The organism is Planomonospora algeriensis (assembly GCF_977012225.1).
On record NZ_CDRNDK010000279.1, the window covers coordinates 1 to 8,688 of the forward strand.

At 74.9% G+C, this 8,688-nt stretch carries 7 protein-coding genes and 2 pseudogenes; 2 read left to right on the top strand and 7 right to left on the bottom strand.

Features of this window, described 5'->3' with window-relative positions:
- The 7 genes and pseudogenes from ACWJ6R_RS24330 to ACWJ6R_RS24360 all read right to left on the bottom strand — a co-directional run.
- Positions 1-480 (bottom strand): hypothetical protein (locus tag ACWJ6R_RS24330; protein ID WP_449064454.1); only part of this gene is annotated, 480 nt, incomplete at its 3' end.
- Positions 480-1,589, bottom strand: coding sequence for a glycosyltransferase family 2 protein (locus ACWJ6R_RS24335; RefSeq protein ID WP_449064455.1), 1,110 nt, complete (start codon positions 1,587-1,589; stop codon positions 480-482). The genes ACWJ6R_RS24330 and ACWJ6R_RS24335, both read right to left, overlap by 1 nt.
- Positions 1,590-1,680: 91 nt before the next feature.
- Positions 1,681-2,148, bottom strand: a pseudogene (locus ACWJ6R_RS24340) (glycosyltransferase); the annotation flags it as partial.
- Positions 2,145-2,636, bottom strand: coding sequence for a hypothetical protein (locus ACWJ6R_RS24345; protein ID WP_449064456.1), 492 nt, complete (start codon positions 2,634-2,636; stop codon positions 2,145-2,147). The gene ACWJ6R_RS24345 and the pseudogene ACWJ6R_RS24340, both read right to left, overlap by 4 nt.
- Before the next feature lie 442 nt (positions 2,637-3,078).
- On the bottom strand, positions 3,079-3,831 hold the full coding sequence (locus ACWJ6R_RS24350) for a hypothetical protein (RefSeq protein WP_449064457.1): 753 nt from the start codon (positions 3,829-3,831) through the stop codon (positions 3,079-3,081).
- Positions 3,747-4,778, bottom strand: a complete 1,032-nt coding sequence (locus ACWJ6R_RS24355; protein WP_449064458.1) for a glycosyltransferase family 2 protein — start codon at positions 4,776-4,778, stop codon at positions 3,747-3,749. The genes ACWJ6R_RS24350 and ACWJ6R_RS24355 overlap by 85 nt, the downstream gene beginning before the upstream one ends.
- Before the next feature lie 455 nt (positions 4,779-5,233).
- Entirely contained in the window at positions 5,234-6,979 is a 1,746-nt protein-coding gene (locus tag ACWJ6R_RS24360) for a glycosyltransferase (RefSeq protein ID WP_449064459.1), read from the bottom strand.
- A gap of 258 nt (positions 6,980-7,237) precedes the next feature.
- Here ACWJ6R_RS24360 and thrC point away from each other — a divergent pair.
- Positions 7,238-8,295, top strand: a pseudogene (gene thrC / locus ACWJ6R_RS24365) (threonine synthase).
- A gap of 30 nt (positions 8,296-8,325) precedes the next feature.
- Positions 8,326-8,688 (top strand): GHMP family kinase ATP-binding protein (locus ACWJ6R_RS24370; protein ID WP_449064460.1); only part of this gene is annotated, 363 nt, incomplete at its 3' end.

The following is an 8,688-nucleotide window of genomic DNA, read 5'->3' on the forward strand; positions in this document are numbered from 1 at the left end:
GGAGACGGCGTCCAGCCGGTGCCCGGCGAAGGCCCGGGCCGTCGCGGCGAGCACCCGCCCGGCGGGGGTGGCCTTGGAGAACGCGGCGTCGACCACCCACATCGGCGCTCTGGGCCGGTACACGCGGAGCTCGGTCAGGGCCCGCCAGCGGTGGGCGGGGGTGGGGGACAGGACCGGCGGGGTGTACCAGGCGGGCGTCTCGGCCACCACGACGACGACCCGGGCGGCCGAGGGCAGGAGCGACTGCAGGGCCGCGACGCGGCGCAGGTCGGTCGGGGTCTGGGCGAGGACCAGCACCTCCGCGGCCTTCTCCTCGGCGGAGGGCGCGTCGGCGAGGTCGCCGTCCAGGTCCGTCACCTGGAAGGACTCCAGCCCGGCGAGCGTCTCGAGACCGGCGTGGTAGATCCGGACGGGCCGTGCGCCGCCCCGTCCCACGGCGCTGTGGACGAGTTTGACCAGGGGGTCGGCCGAGGGACTCATCAGCCGGCGGTCTTGCCGTTCCGCATGGCCGTCGCGACGAGGCCGAAGAACGGCCGGTTCGGCCGCTCACCCTCCAGCCGCTCGACCCGGGCGCGCAGCCGTTCGGTCTCCGCGCGCAGGCGCTCCGTCTCGCTCTGGAGCCGCTGGGCCTCACGCCGCCACTTCACCGCGCCGGCCCGCCACTTCGCGGGGTCGCCGGTGACCGGTTCGGCGTCCCCGGCGGTCGTGACGCCGAACTCGTCCGCGCTGAGCCAGAGCGTGCCGAACAGCTCGCGCACCGCTTCGTCGGACGGCTGCCCGCCGGAGAACAGGGCGGCCCTGGCGAAGGCGGCCGTGCGCTCCAGCCGCATCGTCCGCACACCGTCGGGGAGCTCGTCCAGGACGACGTTGAGCAGGCCGTACCCCTCCTGCTGGGCCGCCTGCACCAGTTTCGCGAGGCTGTCGGGACCGAGGACCCGCCCGGCCGGGCAGGTCAGCCGGAACGGCGCGGGGGCGGAGGTGGCGGGGACCCGCTCGGCGAGGGAGACGCGCGGTTCGTGCGCGTAGAGATTGCGGACCAGCCTGAGGTCGAGTGCGGGGTCGTCGAGGGAGGGGTGCCGTCCCTCGCCGAGTTCGCGCCACGGCGCGAGCACGGTGACGGAGACGTCGGCGAGCGTGCCCGCCAGGGCCGCGTCGACGGTCGCGCGGACGTCCTCGTAGGAGGCTCCGCGCGCGTCCACGACGACGTCGACGTACGGCACCAGCCAGCTCCGGCGCGGATGGCCGCGCAGCCAGCGCAGGTCGGGGACCAGGTCGGGCAGCACGGACCAGTTGTGCCGGTGCACCTCCTTCTCCCTGAGCATGACCGTGGAGGGACCGAGGTGCCAGCTGCGCGCCTGCGGGTCGGGCACGAAGACGGCGCCGGCCTGGGCCAGCCGGTAGCCGAGCTCGGTGTCCTCTCCCATGTTGAGCGAGGTGTTCACCCCGCCCGCGGCCCGCAGCAGCGCGGAGGGGACGGAGGTGGTGGCGCCCGTGTGCAGGCGGTAGGCGTCGGTCCGGGCGTCCCGCAGCCACCGGGTCTCCTCCAGCACCCGGGCCCGGTGGGCGTGCGGGAAGGTCTCGCCGAACAACCGGGCGGCGGCGCGGCGCCGACGGCCGCGGAGATCTCCCGCGGGGAGGGCGCGACCCCTCGGGGGTGAACAGGACGTCCCCGAGCACGACCGCGTAGGAGAGGAGGTGGTGCCAGCGCATGTGCGCCTCGACGTGCTCCCGGTCGAGGACCATGTCGGCGTCGACCCAGTGCACGATCTCGCCCTCGGCGGCGCTCACCCCCGTCTGCCGCGCCCAGCCACGTCCCCACCGGTCCCCGGGCACCCGCACGATCCGGGTGTTCGCGGGGGCCAGGGCGGGCACCCGCAGCGCGGGGGAGCTGCCGTCGTCGGCGACGACGACGTCCATCAGGTGCGCGGGATAGCTCTGGGCGGCCAGCGCGGCGAGCGTGCGGTCCAGTTCCTCCTGGCAGTCGTAGGCGGGGACCACCACGCTGACCGTGAGCCGCGGACGCCAGTCGCCGGGAGCGGGGGGCCGCAGCGGAGAGTAGTCGTTGTGCCGGACGCGGGCTCCGGGCGACGGCGGCGCGTCGTGCTCCGGGGAGGGGTCGTGCTCCGGGAAGGAGGAGGAGGCCGTCATGTCCCGCTCTCGGAGGGGTTCCCGCTCCCGACGGGCCGGAGCGGGGACTCGGCGCCGGTCCCGGGGGACGCGGGCCGGAGCTCGGCGGCGAGCCGCCCGATCTCCTCCCGGAGGGACACCGTGTGGAGCCGGTCCTCGCCGAGGGAGGCCAGGATCGCCCGCAGGTCCTCCCCGTGCCGGAGGTCGCGTTCGCCGAGCAGTCCGGTGATCTCGTCGAGCCGGACGCCGAGCCGCTCGGTCGAGGCCGCGAGCCGGGAGAGCTCGGCCTCGCAGCGCTTCATCCGCGTGTCGGCGCGCAGCGCCTTGCCGTCGGCCCGGCGGACGCTCAGCAGGACGAGCGCCTGGACGCCGAGCAGGAGCAGGATCCCGGCGATGACGACGGCGTCCGCCGCGGGGAGGGCGTCGGAGGCCACCGCCAGCGCCAGCCCGGCCAGGACCAGGGAACCGGCGGCCGCGGCCGGGACCGCCAGTTGTCGGGGCGTGGGCATCCGCACGTACCTTTCCTGCCGTCGTCTTCACCCGGCGGAGAGAACACACCGGGATCATTTGCCGCCCTGATGAGGGTATATCAGTAAAAGTAACGTTTGTAATTCCGAAGCGCCCGCATGGCTCCCGTAATGCGCTGCGGCCCGTCCCGGGGCTGCGGCCCGTCCCGGGAGCCGTGCTCAGCGGTCGCCGGGACCCTGCTGCCGGTCCGGGGATCCCGCGACCGTGCGGAGGAACGGCATCCGCCGAAGGAGCCCGCGCCGCCAGCGGTGCCGGAGCCGGCGCGCCTCGGAGAGCTCCCGCCGCCACTGCACGGCGGAACCCCGCCACCGGGCCGCCTCCTCCTTCCAGCGGGCGACATCGCCCTTCCGCTCGGCGGCCTCGGCCTTCCAGCGGGCGGCGTCGTCCTTCGCCTTGGCCGCCGCCGCCTTCCAGCGGGCGGCGTCACCCTTCCGCTCGGCGGCCTCGGCCCTCCACCGGGCGGCGTTCTCCCCCCCGCTTGGCGGCCTCGGCCTCCCACCGGTCGGCTTCCGCGCGCCACTTCGCGGCCTCGCTCCGCAGCCGGGCGGCCTCCGCCTCCACCCGGACCGTGCTCGGCGCGGGGGCCTCGCCGGCGGGGAGGAAACCCCAGGCCCCGCCGTCCGTCCAGCGCACGCCGAACGTCAGGCGGACGACGTCGTCGAGATCCTCCCCCTCGGCGGCGAGCAGCCGGGCGCGCGTCACCGCGGCGGTCCGCTCCAGCCGGGCCACCACCCGGCCCTCGGCCTGCCCCTCCGCCGGGTCTCCGGATCGGTCCTCGGCCTGCCCCTCCGCCGGATCTCCGTGCAGGTCCTCCGGTCGCTCCCGGGGGTCGTCCAGGACGACGCAGACCACGCCGGCGCAGTCGGTGTCCGCGTCGGCGGTCAGGCGCCGCAGGCTGTCCGCGCCCGGCACCCAGCCGGCGGGCAGGCGGAGACGGAACATCGCGGGCGCGGAGTCCTCCTCCGCCTCCTCCACGAAGACGACCCTGCCGTCGTGCTCGTAAGTGCCGCGGGCCAGCCGCAGATCCAGCAGCGGATCGTCGAGGGGGGAGCGGCGCTCGGCGGTGAGCGTGCTCCAGGGGCCGACGAGCGTCACGGCGACGTCCGGCAGCGTCGAGGCCAGCACGCCGTCGACGGTCGCGCGGACGTCCTCGTAGCGCGCGCCGGCGGCGTCCACCACCACGTCCGTGTGCGGCACCAGCCTGCGGCGGCTGGGATGGGTGCGCAGCCAGCGCATCTCGGTACCCGTTCGGCCAGCAAAGGCCAGTTGTGCCGCTTGACCTCCGCCTCCCGCACGCCGACGGTGTGCGTCCCGAGATGCCAGCTGCGGGCCCCCGCCTCGGGGACGAACACCGCTCCCTGCTGGGAGAGGCGGTAGCCGAGTTCGGTGTCCTCGCCGAGCACCAGGGAGGTGTCCATCCCGCCGGCCGCCCGCAGCAGCCGGGCGGTGACCGAGGCGGTCGCCCCGCAGTGCACGTTGTAGGCGCCGGTCGGGCAGTCCCGCAGGCGATCCGTCCGCGCGAGGAACTCCTCCACCCAGCGGTGCGGCCGGGTGGCCTCCGGCGGGAAGAGCCCCTCCGCCCGGCCGTCCGCGACCGCCTCGTGGACCTCGGCCGCCGAGGGGAGGCCGTCCGGCGGGTCGGTGAAGCGGAGAGAGCCGAGCACCACCAGATAGTCGGCGAGGTGGTGCCAGCGGAGCTGGGCCTCCAGGTGCTCACGGAAGGGGATCATGTCGGCGTCGAGCCAGTGGATCACCTCGCCCTCGGCCGCGTCCGCCCCGGTCTGGCAGGCCCAGGCGCGTCCCCACCCGCCCGGGCGGCTGGGCACGATCCGCGTCCGCTCGGGAGCGGGCCCGCCGATCCTCAGTGCGGGCCCGCCGCCGTCGTCGACCACGATCACCTCGGTCAGGTGCGCGGGGTAGCTCTGCGCGGCCAGCGCGGCGAGCGTCAGGTCGAGCGTCTCCTGGCACCGGTAGGCGGGGATGACCACGCTGACCGTCCTGACCGGGGTCCAGGCCCCGATCTCGGCGGGCGTGAGCGAGCCGTAGTCGTTGAGCCGGACGCGCGGCTGCCCGCCGCCCGCTCCACCGGCCGTCGTCTCATCGGCCGTCGTCCCGCCGCTCATCGGCGGACGCCCCGTCCCGCGCGGCCGACCGGGGTCCGGGGTACGGTTCCGGCTCCCCTGGGATCGGCGGTCGTGCGGGGGCGGCGCGGTGTCACAGCGCGCATTGACGGGCCTTTCGCGACGGGGTCGGCGGGATCGTGCCGTCAGAGTGACGTTCATCTGCGAACTGCAGAAGATTTTAAGGGAGGGAAAAGACCTGTACGGATTTTCCGTACTAAACGGAGCCGTCATCACAGGTCGCCCGCACGGGCGGGCCCTCCGGCGGGCCGGGGACGCCCGGTCGTCCCGCACGCCCCCTCCGCCGAGGAGCGGCCGCGGTCGTCTCGCATGCCGACGCCCGGTCGTCCCGCACGCCGGCTCCGCCGAGAAACGGTCGCGGTCGTCCTGGTACGGCGTGCGCCGGCCGGGCGCGGCGGATGCGGGGCCCGGCCGGCGGCGTGCCCCGCCTCCGGACGCTATTCCTGGTAGATCACGGCGCGCAGGCGGGAGAGCAGCGCGCGCGACCGCCGGAGGGGCGGATTGGCGGGGGCGCGCCTGTCCTGCTCCGGCTTACGCCTGTCCTGCTCCGGCTTACGCCTGTCCTGTTCCGGACGCCGCCTGTCCGTCTCCGGTCTGCGCCCCTCGTCCCTGCCCTGGGCCGACCTGCCCTGGGCCTTCGCCGCGGGCGGGACCGGCTCCGGCGGCTTCATCCCGGGCCCCGGCCCTGATCCCCGTTCGGACCCCGATCCCGATCCCGGTCTCGATCCCGATTCGGGCGTGGCCCCCGACCCGGGCGTGGCCCCCGACCCGCTTCGGGCCGTTCGCGCGGTCGGCCAGAACTCCGCGCGCTCGCCCCGCCGTACGCCGTGGGTCGTCTGGACCGAGGCGGCCACGGCGTCCGGATCGCCGGCGCCGAGCAGCAGGGCCCGTCCCAGCGCCTCGGTCCGCTCCAGGACCGCGGTGCCGTCCGCGCCCAGGTCGACGGTGAGCATCCCCAGGCGGTCCCGCTGGAGCGCGTCGATCATCTTCTCCAGGGTCCGGGGACCCGGGGGGACGGCGACCGGACCGGTGTAGCGGAACGGGATCGGCGCGGGGGTGGGGGGCACCTCGGTGACCGTCCGCACCCGTTCATCGTGGGCGAAGTACTCGCGCATCAACCGCAGCTCGAAGTCCGGGCCGTCGAGCACCGGGCGGTGCTCCCCGTCCGGCTCCGGCCACGGCGCGACCAGCGCGACCGCCACGTCGCCGACCGAACCGGACAGCGCCGCGCCCACCGCCTGGCGGACCCGCTCCTCGGCGGCGCCGTCCACGTGCAGCACCACCTCGACGTACGGCACCAGCCAGCGCCGTTCCCGGTCCCTGCGCAGGTCCCGGCGGAGCGGGATCCGGTGGGCGAGGTAGGGGGAGACCAGGCGCAGGGCCCGGTCCCGGTCGAGGCGCTGCGCCGGCAGCCCGAGATGCACCGCCTGGGCGGCCATGTCGGGGATGAACACCACGCCGTGCTGGGCCAGCCGGTAGGCGAACTCGGTGTCCTCCCCCCGCAGCACTGCGGGGTCGAGCCCGCCCACGGCGTGGAAGACCTCCCGCCGCATCGACACGGTCGGACCGGTGCACACGTGGTACGGGTTGCGGCTGGCCCGCAGGCCGTCGAGACGGGCGATGGTCCTCTCGGTGGAGCTGGGCAGCGCCGCGGACAGGTCGAAGACGTCCGCCAGGGAGCCCGCGCGCACCGCCTCGTGGACCCGCGCGGGCGTCACCGGCGGCTCCTCGATGAACTTCTTCGCGCCGATGGCGACCACGTGGTCGCTCAGGTGGTGCCAGCGGGCCAGCGCCTCGATGTGCTCGCGGCAGACGACCATGTCGGAGTCCAGCCGCTGCAGCACGAGCCCGTCCGCCCGGGCCGCCCCGGAGTTGACCGCGTGCGCGATGCCCCATCGCCCGGGGTCCGCGGTGAGGATCCGGGTGTCCGCCGGGGCGATCTCCGGCAGCCGCAGCGGCGGTTCGCTGCCGTCGTCGACGACGATCACCTCCATGAGGTGGTCCGGGTAGCTCTGCGCCGCCAGCGCCGCGAGGGCCAGGTCGAGCCGGTGCTGCCCGCCGCGCGCGGGGATGACCACGCTCACCGGCAGGGACGGCTCCCAGCCGCCGAGCCCGGGGGGGCTCAGGGGCGAGTAGTCGTTGTGCCGGATCGGGGGCAGGCCGATCGCCGCTCCGCCCGTCATGGCAGCCGCGCTCCTTGTCAGATCGTCCGGGGTTCCGCTGTCAGACCGTCGGGGGTTCCGCTTGTCAAGCCCTGTCGACCCTACCCGCCGTTCCTCAGTGTCTCCTGGGCGTCTCCCGGGCGCGTTTCCCGGGAGAGGGGGAGCGGCCGTCCATTTGGCGGACGTCGCATCCCGGGGGTCAGACGGTTGGCCGTAGACTCGTTGCCCGACACCGCAGGTAGGGCGCGCGCGGTGGAACCGTGCGCGGGAGGAGCAATCATGACCAGGGCATGGCGTGGCCTCATCGAGGAATACCGTGACCGTCTTCCGGTCACCGGGGAGACGCCCGTCGTGACGCTCCTGGAGGGCGGCACACCGCTCGTCCCGGCGCACCGGGTCTCGGCGCTGACCGGCTGCGAGGTCTACCTGAAGGTCGAGGGGCTGAACCCGACGGGCAGCTTCAAGGACCGCGGCATGACCATGGCCATCAGCAAGGCCGTCGAGGACGGCGCGAAGGCCGTCATCTGCGCCTCCACCGGCAACACCAGCGCCTCCGCCGCGGCCTACGCCGTCCGCGCGGGGCTGACCTGCGCGGTGCTCGTGCCCCGCGGCAAGATCGCCATGGGCAAGCTGGCGCAGGCGCTGGTCCACGGGGCGCGGCTGCTGCAGGTCGAGGGCTCCTTCGACGACTGCCTGGAGATGACCAGGAAGCTCTCGGAGAACTACCCGATCGCGCTGGTCAACTCGGTCAACCCGTTCCGGCTGCAGGGCCAGAAGACCGCCGCCTTCGAGATCGTGGACGCCCTCGGCGACGCGCCCGACGTCCACTGCATCCCGGTCGGCAACGCCGGCAACATCTCCGCCTACTGGATGGGCTACACCGAGTACGCCGCCGACGGCGTCGCCACCAGGACGCCCCGGATGTTCGGCTTCCAGGCCAGCGGCTCCGCGCCGATCGTCAACGGCGCCCCGGTGACCCATCCGCACACGATCGCCACCGCGATCCGCATCGGCAACCCCGCCTCCTGGAAGCTCGCCGAGGCGCCCGCGACGAGTCCGGCGGCGTCATCCAGGCCGTCACGGACCGCCAGATCGCCGCCGCCTACAAGCTGCTGGCGCAGGAGGAGGGCGTGTTCGTCGAGCTCGCCTCCGCGGCCAGCGTGGCGGGCCTGCTCCAGGCCCACCAGCAGGGGCTGGTCGAGCCCGGCCTGCGCGTCGTCTGCACGGTGACGGGCAACGGGCTCAAGGACCCCGACTGGGCCATCTCCGGCGCGCCCACCCCGATCACGATCCCGATCGACGCCCACGCCGCCGCGAGCGCCCTCGAACTCGACTGATCCCACCGGCTCCTCTGCATTAGGGAACGCATGACCGACAGCACGGTGGTCGTCCGGGTTCCGGCGACCTCGGCCAACCTCGGCCCCGGATTCGACACGCTGGGGCTGGCCCTGGCCCTCCACGACGAGGTGGAGGCCACCCTCTACGAACCCCCCTCCGGCGGCGCGGCCGAGACCGCCGAGGTCTCCGTCGAGGGGGAGGGGGAGGGCGAGGTCCCGCTCGACGGCGGTCACCTCATCGTCGCGACGATGAGGAGGACCTTCGACCGGATGGGCCTGCCCCGCCCCGCCGGCATCCGGCTGCGCTGCGTCAACCGGATCCCGCACGCGCGCGGGCTGGGCTCGTCCTCCGCGGCGATCTGCGCCGGGATCATCGCCGCGCGGGCGCTGCGC